The organism is Enterococcus sp. GC34 (assembly GCF_040886645.1).
GTDB lineage: Bacteria > Bacillota > Bacilli > Lactobacillales > Enterococcaceae > Enterococcus > Enterococcus faecalis.
Window position 1 is genome coordinate 35,592 of the sequence record NZ_JBFOEF010000013.1, and the last position, 26,564, is coordinate 62,155.

Sequence of the window (26,564 nt, forward strand, 5' to 3'; positions counted from 1 at the left end):
TTTTTTAGAAAATCTAAAAGAGAAAGGATAGAAAGAGAAAGGCTGTTTTTTCTAGCCAGACAGCTTGTATTACCGATTTCTTTTTGATACAGTGGGAGTACTAGAAAATTTAAAGTAAGATAAGAAGGAGATGATTAATTGAAGTTAATGTGGCGTTACACAATGCGTTATAAGAAATTACTTTTCGCTGATTTTATTTGTGTGTTTGGTTTTATTTTGATTGAATTAGGCTTGCCGACCATTTTAGCACGAATGATTGACAAAGGAATTATTCCTAAAGATATGGACTATATTTATCAGCAAGGGATTTGGATGGTTGTAATTACGATTATTGGTGTCGCAATGAATATTTTGCTGGGGTACTTTGGTGCCAGAATTACAACAAACATTGTTCGTGATATTCGTGATGATTTATTTGAAAAGATTCAAACTTTCTCACACAGTGAATATGAAAGTATTGGGGTTTCTTCCTTAATTACGCGAACTACCAATGATGCATACCAAATTATGCTCTTCATGGGAAATATTTTACGTCTTGGCTTTATGACGCCAGTGATGTTTATTGCCAGTCTTTACATGGTGATGCGAACGAGTCCGTCGTTAGGAATGTACGTTTTAGGTGCCTTGCCTTTTCTGCTGCTAGCAGTTGTCGGAATTGCTCGTTTGTCAGAACCGTTATCTAAAAAGCAACAAAAGAACTTAGATGGAATCAATGGGATTTTAAGAGAAAATCTTTCTGGATTGCGGGTAATACGTGCATTTGTTAATGAAAAATTTGAAGAATCTCGTTTTAATAAAGTCAATGAAACTTACACTAAAAGTTCAAAAAGTCTGTTTCGTTTAATGGCAGCAGCCCAACCAGGGTTCTTTTTCTTATTTAATATTGTGATGGTCTTAATCATTTGGAGCGGGACTGTTCAAATCAGCCATGGGGATTTAGAAGTTGGGAATTTAATTGCTTTTATTGAATATATTTTTCATGCGCTGTTCTCGTTTATGTTATTTGCCAGTGTCTTTATGATGTATCCTCGGGCTGCGGTTTCGGCTTCACGGATTCAAGAAGCCTTAGACATGGAACCAGCTATTCGTGAAGAAAAAGGCGTAACAGAAACAGCTACTAAAGGCTATCTAGAGTTTAAAAATGTAACCTTTGCCTATCCTGGACATGCGGAAAGCCCAGTTATCCGCAATGTAAGTTTTAAGGCGTCACCTGGTGAAACAGTGGCCTTTATTGGGAGCACAGGTAGTGGGAAATCAACATTAATTCAATTGATTCCACGGTTTTATGATGTATCAGAAGGTGAAATTTTAATCGATGGAGTGAACGTAAAAGAGTACCAACTTAGTGCATTACGCAATAAGATTGGCTATATTCCACAAAAAGCGTTACTTTTTACTGGTACAATTGCTGATAATCTTCGCTACGGTAAGGAAGATGCGACGTTAGAAGAAATGGAACGAGCAATTGACATTGCTCAAGCTACAGAATTTGTTTCACAAAAACCGCAAGGCTATGATGAACCTCTTTCAGAAGGTGGCACGAACTTTTCTGGTGGTCAAAAACAACGTTTAGCTATCGCACGGGCGATTATTCGCAATCCGGAAATTTATATATTTGATGATAGTTTTTCTGCGTTAGATTATCAAACAGATGCAAATTTACGAGCGCGTCTGAAAAAAGAAACAACAGAATCCACTGTTTTAATTGTGGCACAACGTGTTGGAACAATTATGCATGCGGACCGCATTGTTGTTTTAAACGAAGGCGACGTGGTCGGAATTGGCACACATCGTGAATTACTTGAGACTTGTCCAATTTACTATGATATTGCGGCTTCTCAATTGTCAGAGGAGGAATTAGCATGAAACACGCCTTTTCTTCTATGAAACGAATCGGTCGCTATATTAAACCGTACCGAGTGACGTTTTATTTAGTTATTTTATTTACAATATTAACCGTTGCCTTTAATGCAGCGTTGCCTTATTTGACTGGATTACCAACGACAGAAATTAGCCGTAATATTGCGGCCGGTGAATCAATCAATTTTGATTATGTAATCCAATGTTTAATTTGGATTTTAGTTGTGGGAACAGGTTATTGTGTGGCACAATTTTTGTCAGGCTTTTTAATGACGAATGTCGTTCAACAATCCATGCGCGATTTACGTCGCGATATTGAAGAAAAAATCAATCGTTTGCCAGTTTCTTATTTTGATAAGAACCAACAAGGAAATATTTTGTCACGGGTGACGAACGATGTGGATGCTGTCAGCAATGCGATGCAACAAAGTTTTATTAATATTGTTTCGGCAGTCTTAGGGATTGTGATGGCGGTAGTGATGATGTTCTTGATCAATCCGCTGATGGCGATTTTTTCAGTGATTATGATTCCGTTGTCTCTGATTATTTCCAGAACAATTGTTAAAATCTCCCAGAAATATTTCCAAGGAATGCAAAATTCTTTAGGAGACTTAAATGGTTATGTCCAAGAAAATATGACTGGGTTCAGTGTCTTAAAACTATATGGTCGGGAAAAAGAAACCCTTGAAGGCTTTAAACAAGTCAATCATCGTTTAAATGGTTTTGGTTTCAAAGCATCCTTTATCTCAGGATTAATGTTGCCATTGGTTCAAATGACCGCTTATGGAACCTATATCGGGGTAGCTGTCCTTGGTAGTTACTATGTGGTTGCTGGTGTGATCGTAGTGGGGCAATTACAAGCGTTTATTCAATATATTTGGCAAATTAGCCAACCAATGGGGAATATTACGCAGTTGTCTGCAGCTTTACAAAGCGCTTCAGCTTCGACCATGCGGATTTTTGAAATCCTAGATGAACCAGAAGAAGAACTTAACGAACAAGATGTTCCTTTGCCAGAACCTATTTTAGGCTCTGTTGAATTTGAAAATGTCAGCTTTAGTTATGACCCAGAAAAACCGTTAATTCGTAATTTGAACTTTAAAGTTGATGCGGGCCAAATGGTTGCGATTGTGGGACCAACTGGCGCTGGGAAAACAACCTTAATCAACTTACTGATGCGTTTTTATGATGTAACAGAAGGCGCCATTAAAATTGATGGCATTGACACGAAAAAAATGAACCGTAGTGATGTCCGATCTGTATTTGGAATGGTATTGCAAGATGCTTGGTTGTATAAAGGTACCATTGCAGATAACATTCGTTTTGGGAAGTTGGATGCCACGGATTATGAAGTTGTGGATGCAGCGAAAACGGCCAATGTGGATCACTTCATTCGGACAATGCCAGATGGGTATGAAATGGAAATCAATTCTGAGGGAGATAACGTTTCCCTTGGTCAAAAACAATTGTTGACCATTGCCCGAGCGGTAATTTCTGATCCAAAAATTTTGATTTTAGATGAGGCGACTAGTTCAGTCGATACACGCTTGGAAGCCTTAATTCAAAAAGCAATGGATCGTGTCATGGAAGGGCGAACGAGTTTCGTTATTGCCCACCGCCTATCAACTATTCGTGAAGCTGATTTAATTCTTGTTATGAAACAAGGAGAAATCATTGAAAAAGGTACGCATCATGAGTTGCTGGAACAAGGTGGCTTCTATGAAAAACTATACAATAGTCAATTTGCTGAAGAAGGCGACTATGAGGAATAAAAATGAGGTCGGGACAGAAGCGTTTAACTCCGAGAAATAAGAAGGAATTTCCGAAAATTGTTCTGTGATTTTTGGAGAATTCCGGCTTATTTCCGAAGGAGTTGCTTTTGTTCCCGCCGTTTATCAGTTTTTGAGCGTGGAGCAAAAATCCAAAGTGATTTTTGTCCCACGCTCTTTTCTTGTCTTTTTTACTATGAAAGTGAGGAATTCTTGTCTATACTTAATGAAAAGAGGTGACAGGGTTTGAAAAAAGAGTATTTTATTGCTGCTAGTGCAGATGTCTATGGAAACGTACAACTAGCGAAGGATAGTAATATTTGGTTTCAGTCGGTCTTAAGAGGTGACAGTAACACAATTACCATTGGTGAAGGTAGTAATATTCAAGATGGCACGATTATTCATGTTGATGAAGATGCCCCGACAATTGTGGGCAAGTATGTAACGGTGGGCCATCAATGCATGTTACACGGTTGTAAAATCGGTGATGGTGCTTTGATTGGCATGGGTTCAACGATTCTAAATAATGCTATTATTGGAGAAAACAGCCTGATTGGTGCGGGTTCTTTAGTGACGGAAGGCAAAATTATCCCGCCAAATGTTTTAGCATTTGGTCGACCCGCGAAGGTTATCCGTCCGTTAACGGCAGCAGAAATAGCCAGTAATCATACGAACGCCTTACATTATATTCAACGAGCAGAAGAATTTCGCCAACAAAAATACCCGAAACTAACATAGAATTAGGAGGAAAATGATGAAGAAAATTAAAGTAATGACGGTTTTTGGAACACGGCCAGAAGCGATCAAAATGGCGCCCTTAATCAAAGTTTTAGAAGAGCAAAGTGAAGGATTTGACTCTGTAGTAGTCGTAACAGCGCAACATCGCCAAATGTTGGATCAAGTGTTAGAAGATTTTCAAATTACACCGAATCATGATTTAAATATCATGAAAGATGGGCAAACCTTAACAGATATTACAAGTCGTGTTTTGAATTTATTAACTGAGGTTCTTGTGACAGAACAGCCGGATATTGTCTTGGTTCATGGCGATACAACCACGTCATTTGCGGCTGCATTGGCTGCTTTTTATCAACAGATTCCGGTGGGACATGTGGAAGCAGGATTACGGACCTGGCAAAAATATTCTCCGTTTCCGGAAGAAATGAATCGTCAACTGGTAGATGTGTTAACTGATATTTATTTTGCCCCAACCACTCAAAGTAAGGACAATTTAATCAAAGAAAATCATCCAGAAGAACATATTTATGTAACTGGCAATACAGCGATTGACGCGATGGCGTACACTGTTGATGCTCACTATCAAAATGATTTATTGGAAAAAATCCCTACAGACCAGCGCATCGTGCTAATTACAATGCATCGTCGTGAAAATTTAGGCCTGCCAATGGCAAATGTGTTTAAAGCTGTTCGTCGACTTGTAATGGAACATCCAGAAATTGAAGTCATTTTCCCTATGCACAAAAATCCTAAAGTCCGTGAAATAGTAGCGGAACACTTAGGTGAATTAGCTCGTGTGCATTTAATTGAACCATTGGACGTCAAAGATTTTCAAAATTTTGCAGCGAAAAGTGCGTTAATTTTAACTGATTCTGGCGGTGTGCAAGAAGAAGCTCCTTCCTTAGGTGTGCCAGTTTTAGTTTTACGAGATACAACGGAACGTCCAGAAGGCGTAGCGGCAGGAACATTGAAATTGGTTGGTACAGACGAACAAGTAGTCTATCAAGAGGCGAAAACATTATTGACTGATTCTGATGCTTACCACGCGATGGCGCATGCACAAAATCCGTATGGGGATGGTCAAGCTAGCCGCCGAATCGTTGAAGCCATTGCCTATGAAATGCAGCAATCAGATAAAAAACCAGATACGTTTACAGCAAAATAAATAAAAAGGCAGAGAAGCGCTGAAAAATGTGCTTCTTTTGCGTATCTTATTTTGAAGAATCAATTAGACAAAAATGCTAGAAAGTAGTGAAGTGAAGATGTATCAAACGATTTTATTTGATTTAGATGGCACAATTACGGATTCTGGTAGCGGCATTATGCGTTCTATTTTATACGCAACAGAACAATTAGGCTGGCCAGCTCCTAGCGAGGAGACGTTACGTTCTTTCATAGGGCCGCCTTTATATGAGTCGTTTTTGCACATGGCGCCTTCAGCTGAAGCAGCGCAACAAGCCGTGAGTCATTATCGAGCGTATTATCAGAGAAAAGGTATGTTTGAAAATCATGTGTATCCAGGGATCCCAGAGGTACTAACAAGGTTAAAGGAAGCGGGAGCAAAGTTATACATTGCGACTTCCAAGCCAGAAGAATTTGCTAAAAAGATTATTACTCATTTTGATTTAGATCGTTATTTTACAGGCATCTATGGAGCGAGTATGGACGGTCATCGTTCTAAAAAAGCAGATGTGATTCAGTATGCATTAACGGAAGCTCAATTAGACCCAACCAAAGAAGCGATTATCATGGTTGGTGATCGTAATCATGACATTCTTGGTGCTCAACAAAATGGCTTAGATAGTATAGGTGTCTTGTATGGATTTGGTGAAGAAACAGAATTACAAAAGGCGGGAGCGACATTCCTAGTACAATCGCCTAAAGACTTAGGTGCTATTTTGCTACAAAATCCTTAATAGAAAATGGATTTTCGATAAATTTAGGAGGATTTTAAGATTTATTATCGTTTCAATAGAAAAGCGCCATCATAGGCTTTAAACGTTGTCAATGATGAATTTTTTATCGGGGAATGACGGTCTTTTTATTAAAAACATTTAATTTTAAAGAGGTTTCATGTATAATAGTTTCAGTCATAAACGATAGAATAGTAAGGAGGGTTAGTTTTGGCTAATGATAACCAAAATAACCAAGATCCCAAATCTTCGCTTAGAGATCAAGTAACTGGGTCTTTAAAAGGTAGAAATGATGGCGATCAACCTGATTCCTCTGAAAAAAATGATAGGTCTCCCCAACCTTCATCTGATGAATCACAAGAAACAGCGAGCCGCACAACACAAACACGTGCAGGTTCTAGAGCTGCTCGAAGACGTGGGAAAGACAAGACAATACAGACAGTCGAAGAGCCAACCCCGATTGAAACAGACGAAAAGCCAACAAATACAAAAAAACAAACACGTAAAAAAGAAGATCGTTTAGTCGGTCGTATCGTGTTAATTGTAGTTTCTGTATTGGTTTTAATGATGGCAATCTTTGGGTTTACTTTTTATAAATATGTAGACGCTGGGCTACAACCACTAGACAAGAACAATAAGAAGCTTGTTCAAGTGCATATCCCAGAAGGATCTTCTAATAAGCAAATTGCTGCGGTTTTAGAAGAAAGCAACGTCATTAAAAGCGGAATGGTTTTTAACTACTACGTAAAATTTAAAAACTTAACAGATTTTCAAGCGGGCTATTATCAAATGTCTCCAAGCATGACACTCGATGAAATTGGTGAAATGCTAAAAGAAGGAGGCACGCCAGAACCAACTAAAATCGCAGATGGCAAAGTAACGATTCCTGAAGGCTACGATATAGATAAAATTGGCGAAGCCATTGAAAAAAATACGGATTTCAAGAAAGCAGATTTCATTGCATTAATGAAAAACGAGGACTTCTTCAATCAAATGAAGGCTAAGTATCCTGATTTACTTGAAAGTGCTGCAACCGCAGAAGGTGTTCGTTATCGCTTAGAGGGGTATTTATTCCCAGCGACTTATGATTACTACAAAAAAGCAACACTTCCTGAATTTGTCGAACAGATGGTTGCTAAAATGAACACAGTAATGGAACAATATACGCCGACAATTCATGCAAAGAATTTAACCAATCAGCAAGTCTTAACGTTAGCTTCATTGGTTGAAAAAGAAGGAGTCAAAGAAGCAGACCGCAAACAAATTGCGCAAGTATTCTTTAACCGCTTGGCTGCTGATATGCCAATCCAATCAGATATTTCTATTTTGTATGCTCTAGGAGAACACAAAGAAACTGTAACGTATGCTGACTTGGAAGTGGACTCGTCTTATAACTTGTATAAAAATACTGGTTATGGACCAGGACCATTAGATAGCCCAAGTGAGGAGTCAATTAAAGCAGTCTTGAATCCGACACCAAGTGACTATTTATACTTTGTAGCAGATATTTCTACAGGAAAAGTATACTTCTCAAAAACATATGAAGAACATCAAGTATTAGTAGATCAGTATGTCAATAATTCAAGTAGTGAATAAAATGAAAACATAAAAGAGCTTGGTGAATCAATTTTGTATGATTCACCAAGCTTTTAGATACTCAAAAAGTAATCTGTTTAACAGAGGGAAAGAGTAGCAACTAGAAATTTATATAAATAAAATTTAGCAAAATCACAAAAATTCAATAATTATATTTACAATTTAGAAAAAGCGTGGTACTCTTTTGTGGATTGAAAGCGGAATTTTTTTCAATAACCAACCAAGAACTACGTATCGTTAAGCGAAAAAGGAGAATTAACATGGTAGAAAAAGTATATCCAATGACTCTTGAAGGAAAAGAAAAATTAGAACAAGAGCTAGAAGAATTAAAAACAATTAAACGTAAAGAAATCGTAGAGCGTATTAAAATCGCTCGTAGCTTTGGGGATCTTTCAGAGAACTCAGAGTATGAATCAGCTAAAGATGAACAAGCTTTCGTTGAAGGACGTATTACAACGTTAGAAAATATGATTCGTTTTGCAGAAATCATCGACAATGATGGCGTGGACCAAGACGAAGTTTCCATCGGTAAAACAGTTACTTTCCAAGAATTGCCTGATGGAGAAGAAGAGGAATACACAATCGTAGGAAGTGCTGAAGCCGATCCATTTTCTGGTAAAATTTCTAACGATTCACCGATTGCGCAAGCCTTAATTGGTAAACAATTAGGCGATCAAGTGATTATTGCAACCCCTGGTGGCGACATGACAGTTAAAATTACAAAAGTTGAAGCAAACTAAATAATTGAGTAGGGCAGGCAGCTTCCAAGGCCTGTCCTTTCGCAATCTATGACATTTAGGGCTAAAGTCCTATGGTAACCTGAGGCGCAAACCACTATGATTAAATAAAATAAACGAGTAAAATAAATGACAGAGGGAGGAGGCAAATCTATGAATAACCCTTGGCGCTTTTTTATCGTCGCAGAAGCATTACTTTTTATTCTGGCGTTATGGCAAATTGTACATAATCCTGGATTAGCTGTTTTATTAACAATTGGCGTTTTACTTGTGGCCTATGTTTCCAGGAAAGCATCAAAAACACATTTTAACAACTTTCAATTCGTCCTCGGCGTTGTTTTTATTGTCATTGGTGCAATGAACAGTACGGCTGTTTGGTTTATGTTGATTTTTGGCGTACTCTTTATCGGCTTAAAAGGCTTTGAGATTTCAGGCGTGGATATAGCTGAACGAGCACCTTGGCGTAAAAAACAAATGATTATGGTAGAGACGGCGGCAAAAGAACCTAAAAATGGCAAACGATTTAAACGCCGCTGGTTTGCCAACGAACGCATTGGTAACAATATCTATGAATGGGATGACATCAATATTGATTTAATCTCTGGGGACACCATTATTGATTTAGGTAATACGCTACTACCGAAAGAAGACAATATTATTATTATTCGTAAAGGTTTTGGCCGCACGCGAATTCTAGTGCCGTTAGGTGTAGCTATTTTGTTAGAACATTCAACTTTTTACGGAACGGTACGTTTTGAAGAAGAAAAATATCAATTGAAAAACGAATCATTAAAAATTTACAGCAATGATTATGATACCAATCTTCGTCGTTTGAAAATTATGACGAACACTTTAGTAGGAGATGTTGAGGTGATCCGTGTATGACCGATCGGATTTCAAGACGCATGATTTCATTATATGCGTCCCTTAGCACCTTTATTGTTATCTTAATTACATTGTTTTCATATTTTCATTCGATTAAACAAAACCGGTGGCTATTAGAGCTTCTTCAGAGGAAAGTCTTTTATTTACCACTAATTGTGCACATTGTTCTCATATCCTTACTAATAGGCTTATTGACCTTTTTACTGATTTCATTGGTTCAAAAAGGGCAATATGGACGGATTGAAGAAAAACTTCGGTTATTGGCCAATGGCAATTATGAAAGTCCAGTCTTAAACAAACCAACGACCAGTGAAAATCAAGATCATTATCTAACCGAAGTCGAACAAGATATTTGGTCGATTAAAAATAAATTATTAGAGATGTCTAAAGAATTGCAATTATTAAACAGTCGGCCGCAATTAATGGATGGGCAAACAAAAGAAGAAATTTTAGAGAACGAGCGGCATCGTTTGGCGCGGGAGTTGCATGATTCAGTCAGTCAACAACTTTTTGCAGCCATGATGATGTTGTCTGCCTTAAATGAACAAGCACAACGAACAGAAACCCCGGAACCATATCGTAAACAACTAGCCATGGTGGCAGAAATCATTAATGCCTCCCAATCGGAAATGCGCGCGTTACTATTGCACTTGCGTCCTATCAGTCTAGAAGGAAAAAGTTTGCGTAAAGGTATTGAACAATTACTGAAAGAACTACAAACAAAAATTAAAATTGAATTGATTTGGGATGTTGAAGATGTTCATTTAAATAGCAGCATTGAGGATCATCTTTTCCGAATTGTGCAGGAATTACTTTCCAATACCTTAAGACATGCCAAAGCAAAGGAATTAGAGGTATACTTACACCAAGTCGATAAAAACGTGTTATTGCGTATTGTTGATGATGGTGTCGGCTTTGATATGAAGGAACAAAGTAATAAAGCCGGTAGTTATGGCTTAAATAATATTCGAGAACGTGTTGTCGGCATGGGCGGTACAGTTAAAATTATTAGTTTTAAAGGGCAGGGAACCAGCGTTGAAATTAAAGTTCCTGTCATAAAGGAGGAAACTGCAAGTGATCAAAGTAATGTTAGTGGATGACCATGAAATGGTCCGTTTAGGCGTTTCATCATATTTATCTATTCAAGAGGATATAGAAGTCGTAGGCGAAGCAGAAAACGGTAAGATTGGCTATGAAAAAGCATTGGAACTACGTCCAGATGTTATTTTGATGGATTTGGTAATGGAAGAAATGGACGGCATTGATTCAACAAAAGCGATCTTGAAAGATTGGCCAGAAGCCAAGATTATTATTGTGACGAGTTTTATTGATGATGAGAAAGTGTATCCGGCGATTGAAGCTGGTGCAGCGGGCTACCTATTAAAAACATCAACAGCACATGAGATTGCTGATGCAATTCGGGCGACTTATCGCGGAGAGCGTGTGTTGGAACCTGAAGTGACGCATAAGATGATGGAACGGTTAACAAAAAAACAAGAGCCGGTGTTGCACGAAGATTTGACAAACCGGGAACACGAAATTTTAATGTTGATTGCACAAGGTAAAAGTAATCAGGAAATAGCTGATGAACTCTTTATCACTTTGAAAACAGTTAAAACACATGTTTCAAACATTTTAGCAAAACTAGATGTGGATGATCGGACCCAAGCGGCGATTTATGCTTTTCAACATGGTTTAGCCAAATAAATATCAGATAAATCCATAAATAAATTCTAGGAAATCCTTCTAGGAATTTATTTATGGATTTGTTATACTAATTTTAACGAACAGACAGGAGCGGTCAGAAGAAATGAAACAAAATTTTGCAATTATTGGTTTAGGACGTTTTGGCGGCAGCATATGCCAAACTTTGGTGGAAGCTGGTCAAGAAGTTTTGGCCATTGACAGCAGTGAAGACCGTGTCAATGAATATATGAATATTGCAACGCATGCAGTGGTGGCTAACGCCCAAGATGAAATGACGTTGCGTTCTTTAGGAATTCGGAATTTTGATCACGTAGTGGTGGCAATTGGTGAAGATATTCAAGCGAGTATTTTAGTGACACTAATGGTTAAAGAGATGGGGGTTCCCAATGTCTTAGCCAAAGCAGTCAATGAATATCATGCCCGTGTCTTAGATAAAATTGGGGCAGACATGGTCGTTCACCCAGAGCGGGATATGGGCATTCGAATTGCTCACAAACTTGTTTCGCGCAATATTTTAGATTATATTGAATTATCTAGCGAATTTTCATTAGCTGAGGTTCGGGTCACCAATCCTAAATTTTACAATAAAACCTTAGCAGAATTAAATTTCCGTCAACGATTTGGTTTAACTGTGGTAGCGATTCGCCGCTCGAAAACAGAAGTAATTGCTTCGCCAGATGCTTCTGAAATTGTTCGAGAAAACGATAATTTATTAGTTATCGGTGATACCGCAGATGTTGATTTATTAGATGAAAAAATGAATGGCTAAGCACTTTATTCTCTAAAAGCACTGCGCTGTGCTACAATAAATGGCGACAGAGATGTGAAGGAGGAACAAAGAATGAAATTAGAAGTGACACCGAAAGCCCAACAATGGTTTAAAGAAGAAACCGGGGTTCAGCCTGAGACAGGCATTCGTTTTTTCGGAAAAATTTACGGAAAAACACCTGTTCATGATGGTTTTTCCATTGCGATGTCTGTAGAAGCGCCAGATGAGCCAATGATTAAAGAGAACCTAGATGGGATTACCTATTTTATTGAAGAAACAGATGATTGGTTCTTTAAAGGGTATGATTTGATTGTTGATTATGATGAAAAGAATGATGAACCGCGTTATCAATTTGAAGCGAACCAAGAAGATTTAACAAAATAAATTTAGTGCTAAACAAAAGAGGCTGAAGTAGTGCGTAGGACTATTTCTGTTGCTTTCGTTTAACCGCTAGTCAGCCTGAGAAAAAATCGTTTTGGATTTTTTCTCAGGTTCTTTCTATTTAATTAAGCTATTCTTAATTGGATATCGTTATTTAATAAGGCTATTATATGGTATAATGATAATTAACTGAAGTGTGGAGGAAATAAAATGTTATCAATTGTTGTCCCTTGTTATAATGAGGAAGCAGCGATTCCGCTGTTTTTTGAAGAAGTAGAAAAAATTAGCCAGCAACTATCTCATTCAGTAGAATATATATTTGTGAATGATGGCTCAAAAGATAATACGTTAGCTGTTTTAAGACAGCTTTATCGCGAACATCCAGAGAAGGTTCGTTATCTTTCTTTTTCACGAAATTTTGGGAAAGAAGCAGGCTTATACGCTGGTTTAAAAGAAGCGACAGGTGACTTAGTGACAGTCATGGACGTTGATTTACAAGACCCGCCTGAGTTATTACCTCAAATGATTGAGATGATTGAAACCAGTACAGATTTAGATTGTGTTGGCACACGACGCATAACAAGAGACGGCGAACCGCCCATTCGTAGCTTTTTTGCTCGGATGTTCTATAAACTCATTAATCGAATTGCTGAGACAGAAATGGTGGATGGTGCCCGTGACTTCCGTGTCATGACCCGACAAATGGTCGATGCGATTTTAGAGTTATCTGAGTATAATCGTTTTTCAAAAGGGATTTTTAGTTGGGTCGGCTTTAAAACAGAATATATTGAATTTAAAAATCGAGAACGAATTGCTGGAGAAACCTCTTGGTCTTTCTGGAGTCTATTAAGTTATTCAATTGACGGGATTGTCAATTTTTCAGAAACACCATTGAATATTGCTTCATACGTTGGCGCCTTTTCGTGTATTGGTTCTGCACTAGCAATGTTAGTGATTATCTTTCGAACATTAGTTAATGGTGATCCAACAAGCGGCTGGCCTTCAATGGTTTGTATTGTACTTTTTGTAGGTGGCTTGCAACTATTATGTTTAGGAATTATTGGCAAATATATCGGCAAAATTTTCTTAGAAACGAAAAAACGACCAATTTATATTGTAAAGGAATCAGAAAAAGATTCTAAAAAATAACCAAAAAAGCAGAGAAAAATTCTCTGTTTTTTTGTTGTGCATTAAAAAAAGTGTGAATAGACTTTCAGAAAAACAACATTTTTTACATAAAAAATACATTAACTTTACCTATTTTTATCTTAATGAAACAGCTTTGCTCTCGCGGTTGCAAGAAATAAATGTTAAAATCAAAAGGTATGCTATTAAATGTTTTTTTGGAGGTTGGGTCATGATAGAAGTTATCGACTTGAAAAAAGTATTCGATAATGGGTTTGAAGCGTTAAAATCGGTCAATTTTACGATTGAGCAAGGGGACTTGGTTTGTTTGTTAGGACCAAGTGGGTGTGGGAAATCCACAATTTTAAACTTAATTGCAGGTTTATTACATCCAAGTGATGGAGATATTCAGTTTCGACAGCAATCGGTTGTCAAAACAGCACCAAAAGATCGGAACATCGGGTTCGTTTTTCAAAACTATGCCTTATATCCACATATGACTGTTTTAGAAAACGTAATGTTTCCTTTGACGGTAGGAAGTAAGAAAGTTCCCAAGGCAGAGGCACAAGCTATTGCCGAAGAATATATGAAACTAACGAATATTGAAGAGTTAAGCCATAAAAAGCCAGGCACACTTTCTGGTGGTCAACAACAGCGTGTTGCGATTACCCGGGCGTTAGTTCAAAAACCAGATGTTTTATTATTAGATGAGCCTTTAAGTAACTTGGATGCACGTTTGCGTTTGAAAATTCGTGAAGAAATCCGCCGCTTGGTGAAAGAAGTAGGCATTACAACAATCTTTGTAACGCACGACCAAGAGGAAGCGCTATCAATCAGTGATAAAATTATTTTATTAAACGAAGGGGTTATTCAACAAAATGATGAACCTCAAAACCTTTACTTAGAACCAAATAACTTATTTGTTGCTCAGTTCATAGGTAACCCAATTATTAATTTATTGTCTGTTGAAGTGAAAGACGGCAAAATGTACCATGAAAGTTTTGAAATTCCGCTTGAGCGTTTTGAGCAAGCACGCTTTAAAATGCCAATGACTGATGGGAAATATACGTTTGCTTCTCGTCCAGAAGATGTGGTACCAGCTGAAACAGGTCTCTTTACCACAACGACAGATTTAGTGGAATTGATTGGTCGAGAACGTATTTTACGATTTACATTAGGAAATGAACAAGTGAAATCAATTGTAAGTGTAGAAGAAGCGATTGAAGAAGGAGACACTTTATCTTTTGATTTTTCATATAAAAAAGTATTTATCTTTAACGAAGCGGGAGACCGGGTTTACTAATGAAAAAATACAATCCAGAAAATCAACCAAAAGCATGGCTCTTCCTTCTGCCATCATTAGGAATCATTTTACTGTTTAGCGTTTATCCGCTGTTTCGTTCTTTGTGGATGAGCTTCCAAAAAGGTTCCTTAATTAACCAACGCTACGCTGGTTTAGAAAATTATCAACGTGTATTGAATGATCCAATCTTCTATAAAGCGTTAAAAAATACAGCGCTCTATGCATTTGCTGTGGTACCGATTGCCTTGATAATTTCCCTAGCAATTGCTTGGATTATCTTTGAAAAAGTTAAACATAAGAGTTTCTTTGAAACGATTTTCTTTATGCCTTATGTAACGAGTACGATTGCCATTGGGATTGTCTTCCGTTACTTCTTTAATGGCGATTATGGAATTGTCAATTACGTCTTAGGCTTTTTCGGCATTCCTTCTGTCAACTGGCTAGATAATGTTCAAATGAGTATGCCAACATTGATTATTTTTGGGGTTTGGACGAGTTTAGCATTTAATATTATTATTTTGTTGGCTGGGTTGAGAAATATTGATGAAGAACACTTTAAAATAGCGAAAATGTTTGGTGCCTCAGACGGCGAAATTTTCCGACGTATTACGTTTCCGCAATTAGTCCCGACCATTGCCTTTTTATTAACGGTCAATTTAATTGGCGCCTTTAAAGTTTATACACAAGTTTATGCTTTATTCGGTGGTCGTGCGGGGATTGCCAACAGTGCCACAACCGCAGTGTACTATATTTATGACAAATTCCACATTGCAGGGCGTCCTGGAATTGCGATGGCCGCCACAGTGATTTTATTTGTGATTATTTTAGTGGTCACTTTCTTACAAAATAAACTCTTAAAGAAAGTGGGGCAATAAGCCAATGAAAAAAGTTTTAACGATTATCGCATTTGTTTTCTTAGGCATTTTAGCCGTTATTACGTTATTTCCATTTGTCTATATGATTTTAGCTGGTTTAATGAGTTACTCTGAAGCGACCAGCATGCCGCCAACCATGTTTCCAAAACAACCACAATGGCAAAACTACACAGAGGTCTTTCAAAAAGCACCCTTTCTTCGGTATTTCTTGAACACAGTCTTTGTTTCAGGTGTTACAACGATTGCTACGGTAGTCACCGCCGTGTTAGCTTCATTCGCGTTAACGAGTTTGAAGTTCCGTTTTAAAAATGTAGTCATTGCTTTGATGATTTCGTTGTTAATGGTTCCATATGAATCTATTATCTTTACCAATTATCAAACGATTGCGCAATTAGGTTTGTTAAATACTTACAGCGCCTTAATTATTCCATTTTTAACTAGTATTTTTTATATTTACTATTTAAACGGGTATTTAAAAGGTATTCCTGATACTTTTTACAAGGCTGCCAAGATTGATGGCGCTAGTGATTTAGAATATATTTGGCGTATTTTAGTACCAATGTCAAAACCAGCGTTAGTAACAGTAGGGATTTTAACATTCATTTCTAGTTGGAATTCTTTCTTGTGGCCATTGTTGGTGACGAACGAGAAAAAATACCGTCTATTGAATAATGGACTATCGGCCTTTGCGACAGAGAGCGGTAGTGACGTACATTTACAAATGGCTGCTGCAACATTAACCGTTATTCCAATTTTAATTATTTACTTGATTTTCAGAAAAGAAATTATCAGAGGAGTTGCAAAAAATGGAATCAAAGGCTAAAACAACTGTGACTTTTCACAGTGGCATTTTAACAATTGGAGGAACCGTGATTGAAGTGGCGTATAAAGATGCCCATATCTTCTTTGATTTTGGTACAGAATTTCGACCAGAATTAGATTTGCCCGATGATCACATTGAAACCTTAATTAATAACCGTTTAGTGCCAGAATTAAAAGACTTATATGATCCACGTTTAGGTTATGAATATCATGGTGCAGAAGACAAAGAGTATCAACACACAGCTGTTTTCTTATCTCATGCCCACTTAGATCATTCACGCATGATTAATTATTTAGACCCAGCTGTTCCGTTGTACACCCTAAAAGAAACGAAAATGATTCTAAATAGTTTAAATCGCAAAGGTGATTTTTTGATTCCATCACCGTTTGAAGAAAAGAATTTTACCCGAGAAATGATTGGTCTTAATAAAAACGATGTGATTAAAGTTGGCGAAATTTCAGTGGAAATCGTACCTGTCGATCATGATGCGTACGGTGCTTCGGCATTACTGATTCGCACGCCTGACCATTTCATCACATACACAGGTGATTTGCGCTTACATGGCCATAATCGTGAAGAAACTTTAGCTTTTTGTGAAAAAGCCAAACATACTGAATTATTAATGATGGAAGGCGTAAGCATTAGCTTCCCAGAACGTGAACCAGATCCAGCCCAAATAGCGGTTGTCAGTGAAGAAGATCTTGTTCAGCACTTGGTTCGTTTAGAACTAGAAAACCCGAATCGACAAATTACCTTTAATGGTTATCCAGCAAACGTGGAACGTTTTGCTAAGATTATTGAAAAGTCACCACGTACAGTCGTTTTAGAAGCAAATATGGCTGCGTTGTTACTTGAAGTATTTGGAATAGAAGTTCGTTATTATTATGCTGAATCTGGTAAAATACCAGAATTGAATCCAGCGTTAGAAATCCCGTATGACACGTTACTAAAGGACAAAACAGACTATTTGTGGCAAGTTGTGAACCAGTTTGACAACCTCCAAGAAGGTAGTTTATACATTCACAGTGATGCACAACCGTTAGGGGACTTTGATCCACAGTATCGCGTGTTTTTAGATTTGTTGGCTAAAAAAGACATTACTTTTGTCCGTTTAGCTTGTTCAGGACATGCAATTCCAGAAGATCTGGATAAAATTATTGCATTGATTGAACCTCAAGTATTGGTTCCAATCCATACGTTAAAACCAGAAAAACTGGAAAACCCGTATGGTGAAAGAATATTGCCAGAACGTGGCGAGCAAATTGTTTTATAAATTTTTTTAAGGGAGAGAAAAAAATGAAGTTCAAAACTCTAGCAACAACAGTGTTAGCAACCGCAGCTATTTTCGCATTGGGGGCTTGTGGTAACGGTAATGGGGCCAAAGAATCAAACGATATTGTGAAAGAAGTGAAGGAAGATACGACAATCACTTTCTGGCATGCAATGAATGGGGTTCAAGAAGAAGCGTTAACAAAATTAACGAAAGACTTCATGAAAGAAAATCCAAAAATTAAAGTGGAATTACAAAATCAATCTGCTTACCCTGATTTACAAGCCAAAATCAATTCGACTTTAACTTCACCAAAAGATTTACCAACAATTACGCAAGCGTACCCAGGCTGGTTATGGAATGCTGCACAAGATGAAATGTTAGTGGACTTAAAACCATATATGGATGATGACACAATCGGTTGGAAAGATGCAGAGCCAATTCGTGAAGTATTGTTAGACGGCGCCAAAATCGACGGCAAACAATACGGCATTCCATTTAATAAATCGACAGAAATGTTATTCTATAATGCTGATTTGTTGAAAGAATATGGTGTTGAAGTACCGAAAACATTAGAGGAATTAAAAGAAGCTTCTAAAACAATTTACGAAAAATCCAACAAAGAAGTCGTTGGTGCTGGTTTTGACTCGTTAAATAACTATTACGCAATTGGAATGAAAAACAAAGGCGTTGATTTTAATAAAGACTTAGATTTAACAAGCAAAGATTCACAAGAAGTCGTGGACTATTACCGTGATGGTATCGAAGCAGGTTACTTCCGCACAGCTGGTTCAGATAAATATTTATCTGGCCCATTTGCAAACAAAAAGGTAGCAATGTTTGTCGGTAGTATTGCTGGTGCTGGTTTTGTTCAAAAAGATGCTGAAGCTGGTGGCTATGAATACGGTGTTGCACCACGTCCTGAAAAAATCAACTTACAACAAGGAACAGATATTTATATGTTCGATAGTGCTACGCCAGAACAACGGACAGCGGCATTTGAATTCATGAAATTCTTAGCAACGCCTGATTCACAATTGTACTGGGCACAACAAACAGGTTATATGCCAATTTTAGAATCTGTTTTACACAGTGATGAGTACAAAAACTCTAAGACAACCAAAGTACCTGCACAACTTGAAAACGCAGTAAAAGATTTATTCGCTATCCCAGTAGAAGAGAATGCTGATTCAGCCTATAATGAAATGCGGACAATTATGGAAAGTATTTTTGCTTCATCAAATAAAGACACGAAAAAATTATTGAAAGATGCAACATCACAATTTGAACAAGCATGGAACCAATAATCAATAAATAAACAGACGTGGGAGGTTGGGATCTGAGTCGTTATGGCTCGTGTTCTAACCTTCCTGTTCTTTTGGGCGGAAGAAGGAGAGAAACAAAATGCAAATAAAAATTTTAGCAACAAGTGATATGCATGGGTATATTATGCCAACAAGTTATAGTGAAAAAAAGATGGATTTGCCTTTTGGAACCGCAAAAGCAGCAACCATGCTGAAAAAGTTACGTGCGTCTGCCAAAGGACCAGTTTTTCAAATTGAAAATGGGGATTTTATTCAAGGTTCGCCGCTTAGTTACTACGTAAGAAAAGCAGAAACACATTCAGTGGAAGCCATCACTAAAATCATTAATCAAATGAATTATGATGTTAGCATTTTAGGCAACCATGAATTTAATTACGGTTTAGATTATTTAAAGGAAACGATTGCCAGTTATCAACAGCCAGTTTTAGCTGCCAATATCCTTGGTAAAGATGGACAACCTTATTTCGGTCAGCCGTATGTCATCATAGAAAAACAAGGGGTTAAAGTAGCCATTCTTGGCGTGACGACCCAATATATTCCTCATTGGGAACAGCCGGCAACAGTCAAAGATTTAACGTTTAAAAGTGTCGTTGAAACAGCGGCGGAATACGTGCCAAAACTGCGGGAAGAAGCAGACCTAGTTGTTGTCGCTTACCATGGCGGTTTTGAAAAAGATTTAGAAACAGGGGAACCCACGGAATTACTAACAGGAGAAAATGAAGGCTACGATTTATTGGAAAAAGTTCCTGGGATTGATGCCTTAGTCACTGGTCACCAACATCGAGAAATTGCTACAAAACTGAATGGAATACCTGTGATTCAACCAGGTTTTCGAGGAGCTTTTGTTGGAGAAATTACTTTAGAAATTGAACCTATGGCTAAAGGCTATCGCGTTATCGGAAGTGATGCAGCTATTCATCCTGTTGGGAACGAACAACCAGATGCAGAAATTTTAGCTTTGACAACAGCGTTACATGACGAGGTAGAAGAGTGGCTTGACCAACCGGTGGGAAATGTGGAAGGGGATATGACGATTCAAAATCCGAATGCCGTACGCCTCAAAGAACATCCATATATAGAATTTATTAATAACGTCCAAATGGCTTCAAGCGGAACGGATATTTCAGGGACTGCACTTTTTAACAATGAAGGCAAAGGGTTTAATAACCAAATTACGATGCGCGATATCATTACCAACTACATTTATCCAAATACCTTGGCTGTATTGCGTGTCACTGGACAAGACCTCCGTGAAGCGTTAGAACAAAGCGCTACTTATTTTGTGTTAGAAAAAGGCCAACCAATTTTTAACCCGAAATATGTCGATCCAAAACCACAATACTATAATTATGATATGTATGAAGGCATTGAGTATACGCTTGATTTAAGACAACCGTTTGGTGAAAGAGTGACGAAACTTAATTATCATGGTAAAGCAGTGCAAGCAGAAGATGTTTTGGAAATCGTGACAAATCAATACCGTGCAGTCGGTGGCGGAAACTATCAAATGTTCCAACCTGAAAAAATTATTCGAGAAATCCAAATTGATATGACGGAACTGATTGCAGAATATTTAAAAAAACATCCAATCATTCAAGCGTCGACAAATGATAACTTCAAGGTTATCTGGTAAAAAATAGCAAAAAAAACCTTCAACCATGCAATTACTTGAAAGATGGTTGAAGGCCTTTTTTGAGTTAATAGCCTTTTTTTAAGGAAACTTGGTTTTTGACGAGGGTCTGATCCGTCACAAATTGATTTAAGTTTGGAATAAAAATCGCCAGTAATTTTGATTTGAACTTCGGTGTCATGCCAGAAATATGAGGTGTTAATAAAACATTCTGCATCTCCCATAAAGGGCTATCTTCGGGAAGAGGTTCTTCTTCAAAGACATCTAAGGCAGCAAAAGCAATGGTTTTATTGTTTAAGGCAGTTATCAAATCGTTCGTTGCTACTGAGGCACCGCGACCAACATTTACGAAAATTGTTTCAGGAGCCATTTTTTCAAAAAGTGCCTGATTGTATAAATGTTTTGTTGTTTCAGTCAAAGGAAGAATGTTCACAACAATGGACATTTCATGGATAATTTTACTCATATTCTTCTGTGAATAGCATTCAATGAAGCCTTCCGTCACATGTCCAGAGGTATTCACGCCATAAACTTGAAGATTTAAACCTTTAGCAAATTTAGCTAATTGTTGTCCGATTTGCCCAGTGCCTACGATTAACATTTTTTGCCCAGAAAGTTGTTGATAGGAAGGGGCTGTTTGATTCCATGTGTGTTGCATTTGTTGTTGGATACTTTCTTGCAGTCCGCGGGTATGTGCTAATAAAACGCCTAAAACATGTTCTGAGATAGAAACACTATGAATTCCACTACCATTAGACAACAGAATGCCTTTTTCTCTTAATTTATCAAAATCCATATAATCAGCACCAGCAGAAATGAGCTGAATCCATTTTAGGTGACTAGTATCAGAGGCTAATAAACGCGGACCAATTTCTTTATGCCAGCCTAACATAATTTCGATGGCCTCTTCTTCAGCAGAGGATAAATAATCGGTAGATGTTTTAACTAGATAATTGGGTGCCACAGCTTTCACTTGTTCCAGTTGTTCTTCGTTGAATACTTCATTTAAATAAATAATTGGTTGGTTCATCTTTCTTCCTCCTAGCACTTTTTATTGTATCAAAAATAAATTTAAAAGAGAAAAAGAAAGGCTTTTCAGTAAAGCAGAAAGCCAAGGACAAAAATCCGATTTAGATTTTTGTCCTTGGCTTAAAAACTGCTAAAGTCCAGTGCTAACCTTATTTAGGTACGCCGTTTTCAAATAAACTTGTACTATGAACTGGTTGACGTCGAGCATCGGGCCGTAAGTAATGTAAAGCATTATTTACGGCAGTAGGTGCCTCACCAAAGCCTGTAGCGATTAATTTCACTTTTCCCTCATAGGAACAGATATCTCCTACAGCGTATACACCAGGAATGTTAGTTGACATATCGGAATGAACATTAATAGCATTTCTAGAAACGTCTAATCCCCATTCTTTGAGGTGTGTTAAAGAAGAAGTAAAGCCATAATTGATAATTAAATCATCCAGAGGGAGGTCCAATGTTTGGTCACCTTTTGTCTCCATTAATTGGATGCCTGTGAACGTTTCGTTTTCCTTTAAAATATCACTAATGATATAAGGGGTTCTGATAGAAACGCTAGATTTTTCCAGTTGTTCCACGCTATGTTCGTGGCCACGAAATTGTGGGCGACGATGGATAATAGATACTTCTTCTGCGACGTTTTCCAGCATTAAAGCCCAATCAATTGCGGAATCGCCGCCACCAGCAATCGCAACTTTTTTGCCAGCGAATTTTTTCATGTCAGTCACATAATAATGGATTGACTCACCTTCAAAGGCTTCAACATTTTCGATAGCTAAACGTCGAGGTTGGAAAGCGCCGTTACCAATCGCAAAGATAACCGTTTTAGAATAATGTGTGCCTTTAGTTGTGTCTAAGCGCAGAAGTCCATCTGCTTCCTGTGCAAGGTGTGTGACCTCTTCTTCCAAACAAACATCGTGCTGAAATGGCTGCATCTGTTTTTCCAAATTGGCAATTAACTCACCGGCTTTAATAGCAGGGAATCCAGGAATATCATAAATATATTTTTCGGGATACAGCATTGTTAGCTGACCACCTAATTGTGGCAGGCTATCAATGATTTTCGTTTTCGCTTTACGAATTCCCGCATAAAAAGCGGCAAATAATCCAACAGGACCTCCGCCGATAATCGTTAAATCATAAATATCTTTTTCATCAGACATTTGAAAATTCCTCCTAATTCATTTAGGGTTGAGACAACTATTGATCGTTTTGCGAACACTTCACAAAATAGCACGGCTTTTCGAAAAAAGCAAGTTTGGCTAACGAATCAAAGCATTCTTTAATCATTGGAAAAAGATCATAGCAATTTTCAGCATTTTTCGATATGATGGAACTATAAAATAATTATCTAGGAGGACATTCTCATGTCACAATTTCCACAATTAGATTTAGAAAATGCTAAAGGCCCAAAAGCGGTCATTAAAACAAACCGAGGCGACATCACTGTTCAATTATTCCCAGAACAAGCGCCTAAAACGGTTGAAAATTTTGTTGAATTAGCGAAAAAGGGCTACTATGATGGCGTTATTTTCCATCGTGTGATTCCTGATTTTATGATTCAAGGCGGTGACCCAACCGGAACAGGAATGGGCGGCGAAAGTATTTATGGAGAAGCATTTGAGGATGAATTTTCTCGGGATGTTTTCAATTTGCGTGGCGCATTATCAATGGCAAATGCTGGTCCTAACACAAATGGTAGCCAATTCTTTGTTGTTACTAATCAAAATGTTCCAGCTCAAATGATGAGTCAGTTAGAAGATGCTGGTTTTCCAGAAGAAATTATTGAAGCCTACAAACAAGGCGGAACACCTTGGTTAGACTTCCGTCATACTGTTTTTGGTCATGTGGTTGATGGTATGGATGTAGTGGATGAAATTGGTGGAGTCCAACGGGATGCCCAAGACCGTCCAACATTTGACGTCGTGATGGACACAGTTGAAATCATTGGTGAATAAGTTTAACCAATTGAAAAAGAGAGTATCAACGAGGGACAAATTCGTTGGTACTCTTTATTTTTTTCTTAAAACGACTAACTTTTTTTTAAAAGCATCCAAATCGCTTCTTTTAATGAAGTCTTTATAGGATACTGAGTGAAAGAATAGAAGGAGAGGAAGCGAATTTGTTAGAAAAATACAGATATCCAATGGCCTTGGCTTTGTTTGCAGTAATACTCCCATTTATAGGAACGTTTTTTACGTATGTAGATCAGCAAGGAATCGTTCATGAACCAGGATTTTATACAATAATAATTGGAGAAATTTTACTTCTATTTTCAGGTATCTGGTTCGTCAGAGTTTATTTAGCTAAACGCAAAAGAAAGAATTAAAAACAGCTGTCCTAAAAACTAGGACAGCTGTTTTTAATTAAAGGCTTTTTTGATACGTAAAAGGCCTTCTTCGAGAGTTTCTCTTGAACAAGCTAAGTTTAAACGCATGTGTTGAGAACCTTGGGGACCAAAACTAATTCCTGGATTTAGAACCACTTTCCCCTTATGAATTAAGGTATCGCGAAGTTCCCGATCCGTTAGCGAATAAGAACTAAAGTCTAACCATAAAAGATAGGTTCCTTCAGGCTCCATTACACGAACGCTAGGCAGCTCTTCACGGAAAAAGGAAAGGGCAAAATCAATATTTTCTTTTAAATAATCAAGTAACGCCGTTAGCCATTCTTCCCCTGTTTGATAGGCAGCTGCCGTTCCCACGTAGCCAAAAGTATTGATACCGCCTTGATGATTTTTGTCTTGTAAAGATACGAAAGATTGCCGTAGTTTTTCATTAGGAATGAACAGCATTGAATTTTTAATCCCCGCTAAATTAAAGGTTTTCGTTGCCGCTGTTAAGGTAACAGTGAATTCCTTAAATGCTTCATCAGCAACGGTGAAGGAAGTGAAGGTATGCGGTTTGAAAATCAAATCCTGATGAATTTCATCGCTAACCACAGTTACTTGGTGTTTTTGGCATAAACGGCCAATTGCTAGCAATTCTTCTTTTGTCCAAACACGTCCACCAGGATTATGGGGATTACAAAAAAGTAACAGCTTCACCTTTTCTTCGATTATCTGTTGTTCCATTTTAACCAAATCAACCTCATAATGTCCGTTAACTTCTAGCAAAGAATGGCGCACAAGTCTACGCTCATTTTGTTTTACCACATCTGCAAAAGGGGGGTAGACTGGACCACAAATCATGACAGAATCCGCAGGTGCTGTATACGCTTGAACGGCTGTGGCCAAACTGGGTACCACGCCACTATTAAACAAAATTTCTTCTTTTTCAACAATCAATTGATGGTGTTGCTGTTGCCAATCTTGAATTGCTTGATACAGTTCATTAGGTGCCACTGCATATCCTAGAATACCCTGTTCAATAACTTGTGACAAAGCATCAAGAATAGGCTGATGCACTTTGAAATCCATATCAGCAACCCATAAAGGTAGTAAATCTTTTTCGTGGTAACTCGTTTCAACGGTGTCCCATTTAACACAATTCGTGTGGCGACGATCAATGGTTTCATTAAAATTAAACATAAGATAACTCCTTTTCTTCTATATAAAGTCTTACTTCCTATAGTATAGTAGATTTTGCTTAAAAGATGAAACAATAGTTTTAACAACTAGGGAAGAAATAATGCACAAACGTTGAAAAAATGCTATTATTTTAAATGAGTAGAAACGGAAAAAGAAATTTATCGTATGAAAAGAGGAAATTTGATGAAGTACAAAATTGGTATGGTACTTTCTGGCACAATTACCGGACTTCAACCATATGGCGCATTTGTTTCTTTAGACGAAGAAACACAGGGACTGATTCATGTTTCGGAAGTACAAGCTGGCTTTACCAAAAATATCCATGGACTCTTAACCGTTGGACAAAAAGTAACCGTTCAAGTTATTGATGTTGATGAATATTCTCAAAAGATTAGCTTATCTTTACGGACCCTTGAAGACAAAGTTCATTCAGTGAACCATCGACGCAAAAAATATTTTACGGATAAGAATAAAAAAATTGGCTTTGCAACCTTAGATAAAGAACTTCCAGAATGGATTGATGAAGCAATGGATAAGTTGCTTGAAAAATAATTCTGTATTTTTTCAGAAAGTGTGTTACAATTTCTTTTGTTAGTGAATCTAAAAATTAATTGAGGTGGATGTCGTGTCTAACAAAAAAGTCGCTGGAACAATCATACTGAACTTAAACGATGGTAGTAAAAAATTTTTGATGCATCCAATAGGTGAAGCGATTGAGTTTGCGATGGCAAAAGTTTCTGATGAGATGACGGGTTTAGCTAGTATGCTACAATGGTTCAAAGAAGAGGTTCAATTGGACGTTACTTCAATTAGCTTAGTAGAATTAACTAACGCGCATATCAATAAAGAAAATGTTCCGCTGTTTGTCTTCGAGATGGATGAACAAGCACTTAAAAATGAAATGGATAAAGACTATACATGGGTAGCACCTGCAGAATTAAAAACGATTTGGTCGAAATATCATATTGAAGGTGTCCCAATGTTTTAAACAAAAAAGAAAGAATCTGTCGATAATCGAACAGATTCTTTCTTTTTTTTAGTTGTACGTAAAAAAGTTAATCGAACTATTTCAAATATATGATTCAAATTGTTCGATTTTTAGCAAGGAATTAAACTGTTTTGATAGACAATTAGGATTTAAAAAGTTTAAAAACGAAATAATTGAAAAGAATGAAAACAGATTGAAAACTTCTTTTAATTTTTTTGAAAAAAAGTGTTGACCAAACATAAAAATCTTGATATATTATTACATGTCGCAAGGCGAGTCACACAGCTGAGCGATTCAGAAATCAATAATTAAATA

At 37.4% G+C, this 26,564-nt stretch carries 26 protein-coding genes and 1 pseudogene; 24 read left to right on the top strand and 3 right to left on the bottom strand.

Annotated features, from left to right (window positions below; all coding sequences use genetic code 11):
- Positions 1-138: 138 nt before the first annotated feature.
- From efrA to AB3I72_RS12340, 19 genes are all read left to right on the top strand, one after another.
- Entirely contained in the window at positions 139-1,866 is a 1,728-nt protein-coding gene (gene efrA / locus AB3I72_RS12250) for a multidrug efflux ABC transporter subunit EfrA (protein ID WP_033660207.1), read from the top strand.
- Complete coding sequence (gene efrB / locus AB3I72_RS12255) at positions 1,863-3,632, top strand: multidrug efflux ABC transporter subunit EfrB (protein WP_002365186.1); 1,770 nt, start codon at positions 1,863-1,865, stop codon at positions 3,630-3,632. Before efrA ends, efrB begins: the two co-directional genes overlap by 4 nt.
- Positions 3,633-3,875: 243 nt before the next feature.
- Positions 3,876-4,367: a gamma carbonic anhydrase family protein gene (locus tag AB3I72_RS12260; RefSeq protein WP_002355129.1), complete on the top strand. Its 492-nt coding sequence runs from the start codon at positions 3,876-3,878 to the stop codon at positions 4,365-4,367.
- Positions 4,368-4,380: 13 nt separating this feature from the next.
- On the top strand, positions 4,381-5,532 hold the full coding sequence (wecB, locus tag AB3I72_RS12265) for a non-hydrolyzing UDP-N-acetylglucosamine 2-epimerase (RefSeq protein ID WP_002393016.1): 1,152 nt from the start codon (positions 4,381-4,383) through the stop codon (positions 5,530-5,532).
- A 73-nt stretch (positions 5,533-5,605) separates the two neighbouring features.
- Complete coding sequence (locus AB3I72_RS12270; protein ID WP_179114988.1) at positions 5,606-6,283, top strand: HAD family hydrolase; 678 nt, start codon at positions 5,606-5,608, stop codon at positions 6,281-6,283.
- 207 nt (positions 6,284-6,490) lie between these two features.
- Complete coding sequence (mltG, locus tag AB3I72_RS12275) at positions 6,491-7,876, top strand: endolytic transglycosylase MltG (protein ID WP_078122479.1); 1,386 nt, start codon at positions 6,491-6,493, stop codon at positions 7,874-7,876.
- Positions 7,877-8,136: 260 nt separating this feature from the next.
- Positions 8,137-8,616, top strand: coding sequence for a transcription elongation factor GreA (greA, locus tag AB3I72_RS12280; RefSeq protein WP_002355133.1), 480 nt, complete (start codon positions 8,137-8,139; stop codon positions 8,614-8,616).
- Positions 8,617-8,766: 150 nt separating this feature from the next.
- On the top strand, positions 8,767-9,498 hold the full coding sequence (gene liaF / locus AB3I72_RS12285; protein ID WP_002381168.1) for a cell wall-active antibiotics response protein LiaF: 732 nt from the start codon (positions 8,767-8,769) through the stop codon (positions 9,496-9,498).
- Positions 9,495-10,598, top strand: a complete 1,104-nt coding sequence (locus AB3I72_RS12290) for a sensor histidine kinase (RefSeq protein WP_002365182.1) — start codon at positions 9,495-9,497, stop codon at positions 10,596-10,598. Before liaF ends, AB3I72_RS12290 begins: the two co-directional genes overlap by 4 nt.
- Positions 10,573-11,205, top strand: coding sequence for a response regulator transcription factor (locus tag AB3I72_RS12295; protein ID WP_002355137.1), 633 nt, complete (start codon positions 10,573-10,575; stop codon positions 11,203-11,205). The genes AB3I72_RS12290 and AB3I72_RS12295 overlap by 26 nt, the downstream gene beginning before the upstream one ends.
- Before the next feature lie 103 nt (positions 11,206-11,308).
- Positions 11,309-11,974 (top strand): TrkA family potassium uptake protein, encoded by a 666-nt coding sequence (locus AB3I72_RS12300; protein WP_002355139.1) that lies wholly within the window; start codon positions 11,309-11,311, stop codon positions 11,972-11,974.
- Between the two features lie 54 nt (positions 11,975-12,028).
- Entirely contained in the window at positions 12,029-12,358 is a 330-nt protein-coding gene (locus AB3I72_RS12305; RefSeq protein ID WP_002355140.1) for a HesB/YadR/YfhF family protein, read from the top strand.
- A gap of 207 nt (positions 12,359-12,565) precedes the next feature.
- The gene (locus AB3I72_RS12310; RefSeq protein ID WP_002373102.1) at positions 12,566-13,504 is read left to right on the top strand and encodes a glycosyltransferase family 2 protein; all 939 of its coding nucleotides are present in this window, start codon (positions 12,566-12,568) and stop codon (positions 13,502-13,504) included.
- 145 nt (positions 13,505-13,649) lie between these two features.
- A complete protein-coding gene (locus tag AB3I72_RS12315; RefSeq protein WP_002396511.1) occupies positions 13,650-14,783 on the top strand; it encodes an ABC transporter ATP-binding protein in 1,134 nt (377 codons plus the stop codon).
- Positions 14,783-15,658 (top strand): carbohydrate ABC transporter permease, encoded by an 876-nt coding sequence (locus AB3I72_RS12320; protein ID WP_002355143.1) that lies wholly within the window; start codon positions 14,783-14,785, stop codon positions 15,656-15,658. Before AB3I72_RS12315 ends, AB3I72_RS12320 begins: the two co-directional genes overlap by 1 nt.
- A gap of 4 nt (positions 15,659-15,662) precedes the next feature.
- Entirely contained in the window at positions 15,663-16,481 is an 819-nt protein-coding gene (locus AB3I72_RS12325) for a carbohydrate ABC transporter permease (RefSeq protein ID WP_002355144.1), read from the top strand.
- A complete protein-coding gene (locus tag AB3I72_RS12330) occupies positions 16,465-17,754 on the top strand; it encodes an MBL fold metallo-hydrolase (RefSeq protein ID WP_002359171.1) in 1,290 nt (429 codons plus the stop codon). Before AB3I72_RS12325 ends, AB3I72_RS12330 begins: the two co-directional genes overlap by 17 nt.
- 23 nt (positions 17,755-17,777) lie before the next feature.
- Positions 17,778-19,058 (top strand): extracellular solute-binding protein, encoded by a 1,281-nt coding sequence (locus tag AB3I72_RS12335; RefSeq protein WP_002359172.1) that lies wholly within the window; start codon positions 17,778-17,780, stop codon positions 19,056-19,058.
- Positions 19,059-19,155: 97 nt separating this feature from the next.
- A complete protein-coding gene (locus AB3I72_RS12340) occupies positions 19,156-20,709 on the top strand; it encodes a bifunctional UDP-sugar hydrolase/5'-nucleotidase (RefSeq protein ID WP_002380858.1) in 1,554 nt (517 codons plus the stop codon).
- 64 nt (positions 20,710-20,773) lie between these two features.
- Here AB3I72_RS12340 and AB3I72_RS12345 read toward each other — a convergent pair whose 3' ends face one another.
- Both AB3I72_RS12345 and AB3I72_RS12350 read right to left on the bottom strand, forming a co-directional pair.
- The gene (locus tag AB3I72_RS12345) at positions 20,774-21,736 is read right to left on the bottom strand and encodes a phosphoglycerate dehydrogenase (RefSeq protein WP_010715421.1); all 963 of its coding nucleotides are present in this window, start codon (positions 21,734-21,736) and stop codon (positions 20,774-20,776) included.
- A 148-nt stretch (positions 21,737-21,884) separates the two neighbouring features.
- Positions 21,885-22,895 (bottom strand): NAD(P)/FAD-dependent oxidoreductase, encoded by a 1,011-nt coding sequence (locus AB3I72_RS12350; protein WP_010816750.1) that lies wholly within the window; start codon positions 22,893-22,895, stop codon positions 21,885-21,887.
- Between the two features lie 204 nt (positions 22,896-23,099).
- Between AB3I72_RS12350 and AB3I72_RS12355 the strand changes: the two genes are divergently transcribed.
- Entirely contained in the window at positions 23,100-23,690 is a 591-nt protein-coding gene (locus AB3I72_RS12355; RefSeq protein WP_002361120.1) for a peptidylprolyl isomerase, read from the top strand.
- 164 nt (positions 23,691-23,854) lie between these two features.
- Entirely contained in the window at positions 23,855-24,061 is a 207-nt protein-coding gene (locus AB3I72_RS12360; protein ID WP_002355151.1) for a DUF3955 domain-containing protein, read from the top strand.
- A 33-nt stretch (positions 24,062-24,094) separates the two neighbouring features.
- Here AB3I72_RS12360 and AB3I72_RS12365 read toward each other — a convergent pair whose 3' ends face one another.
- Positions 24,095-25,261 carry a MalY/PatB family protein gene (locus AB3I72_RS12365; protein WP_061101400.1) on the bottom strand — a complete coding sequence of 389 codons (1,167 nt, stop codon included), beginning with the start codon at positions 25,259-25,261 and terminating at the stop codon, positions 24,095-24,097.
- Between the two features lie 183 nt (positions 25,262-25,444).
- Here AB3I72_RS12365 and AB3I72_RS12370 point away from each other — a divergent pair, with 183 nt between their 5' ends.
- The 3 genes and pseudogenes from AB3I72_RS12370 (at position 25,445) to AB3I72_RS12380 (ending at position 26,481) form a co-directional block, all read left to right on the top strand.
- Positions 25,445-25,813 carry a CvfD/Ygs/GSP13 family RNA-binding post-transcriptional regulator gene (locus AB3I72_RS12370; RefSeq protein ID WP_002365178.1) on the top strand — a complete coding sequence of 123 codons (369 nt, stop codon included), beginning with the start codon at positions 25,445-25,447 and terminating at the stop codon, positions 25,811-25,813.
- A gap of 64 nt (positions 25,814-25,877) precedes the next feature.
- Complete coding sequence (locus AB3I72_RS12375) at positions 25,878-26,249, top strand: hypothetical protein (protein WP_002385270.1); 372 nt, start codon at positions 25,878-25,880, stop codon at positions 26,247-26,249.
- A pseudogene (locus AB3I72_RS12380) lies at positions 26,233-26,481 on the top strand (hypothetical protein). Before AB3I72_RS12375 ends, AB3I72_RS12380 begins: the two are co-directional and overlap by 17 nt.
- Positions 26,482-26,564 lie beyond the last annotated feature (83 nt).

What these genes read in the sequence shown, in the direction of transcription:
- efrB (WP_002365186.1), top strand. Translation starts at nt 1,863, where the DNA reads ATGAAACACGCCTTTTCTTCTATGAAACGAATCGGTCGCTATATTAAA.
- wecB (WP_002393016.1), top strand. Translation starts at nt 4,381, where the DNA reads ATGATGAAGAAAATTAAAGTAATGACGGTTTTTGGAACACGGCCAGAA.
- AB3I72_RS12270 (WP_179114988.1), top strand. Translation starts at nt 5,606, where the DNA reads ATGCTAGAAAGTAGTGAAGTGAAGATGTATCAAACGATTTTATTTGAT.
- greA (WP_002355133.1), top strand. Translation starts at nt 8,137, where the DNA reads ATGGTAGAAAAAGTATATCCAATGACTCTTGAAGGAAAAGAAAAATTA.
- liaF (WP_002381168.1), top strand. Translation starts at nt 8,767, where the DNA reads ATGAATAACCCTTGGCGCTTTTTTATCGTCGCAGAAGCATTACTTTTT.
- AB3I72_RS12290 (WP_002365182.1), top strand. Translation starts at nt 9,495, where the DNA reads ATGACCGATCGGATTTCAAGACGCATGATTTCATTATATGCGTCCCTT.
- AB3I72_RS12300 (WP_002355139.1), top strand. Translation starts at nt 11,309, where the DNA reads ATGAAACAAAATTTTGCAATTATTGGTTTAGGACGTTTTGGCGGCAGC.
- AB3I72_RS12310 (WP_002373102.1), top strand. Translation starts at nt 12,566, where the DNA reads ATGTTATCAATTGTTGTCCCTTGTTATAATGAGGAAGCAGCGATTCCG.
- AB3I72_RS12320 (WP_002355143.1), top strand. Translation starts at nt 14,783, where the DNA reads ATGAAAAAATACAATCCAGAAAATCAACCAAAAGCATGGCTCTTCCTT.
- AB3I72_RS12325 (WP_002355144.1), top strand. Translation starts at nt 15,663, where the DNA reads ATGAAAAAAGTTTTAACGATTATCGCATTTGTTTTCTTAGGCATTTTA.
- AB3I72_RS12330 (WP_002359171.1), top strand. Translation starts at nt 16,465, where the DNA reads ATGGAATCAAAGGCTAAAACAACTGTGACTTTTCACAGTGGCATTTTA.
- AB3I72_RS12335 (WP_002359172.1), top strand. Translation starts at nt 17,778, where the DNA reads ATGAAGTTCAAAACTCTAGCAACAACAGTGTTAGCAACCGCAGCTATT.
- AB3I72_RS12340 (WP_002380858.1), top strand. Translation starts at nt 19,156, where the DNA reads ATGCAAATAAAAATTTTAGCAACAAGTGATATGCATGGGTATATTATG.
- AB3I72_RS12345 (WP_010715421.1), bottom strand. Translation starts at nt 21,736, where the DNA reads ATGAACCAACCAATTATTTATTTAAATGAAGTATTCAACGAAGAACAA.
- AB3I72_RS12350 (WP_010816750.1), bottom strand. Translation starts at nt 22,895, where the DNA reads ATGTCTGATGAAAAAGATATTTATGATTTAACGATTATCGGCGGAGGT.
- AB3I72_RS12355 (WP_002361120.1), top strand. Translation starts at nt 23,100, where the DNA reads ATGTCACAATTTCCACAATTAGATTTAGAAAATGCTAAAGGCCCAAAA.
- AB3I72_RS12365 (WP_061101400.1), bottom strand. Translation starts at nt 25,261, where the DNA reads ATGTTTAATTTTAATGAAACCATTGATCGTCGCCACACGAATTGTGTT.
- AB3I72_RS12370 (WP_002365178.1), top strand. Translation starts at nt 25,445, where the DNA reads ATGAAGTACAAAATTGGTATGGTACTTTCTGGCACAATTACCGGACTT.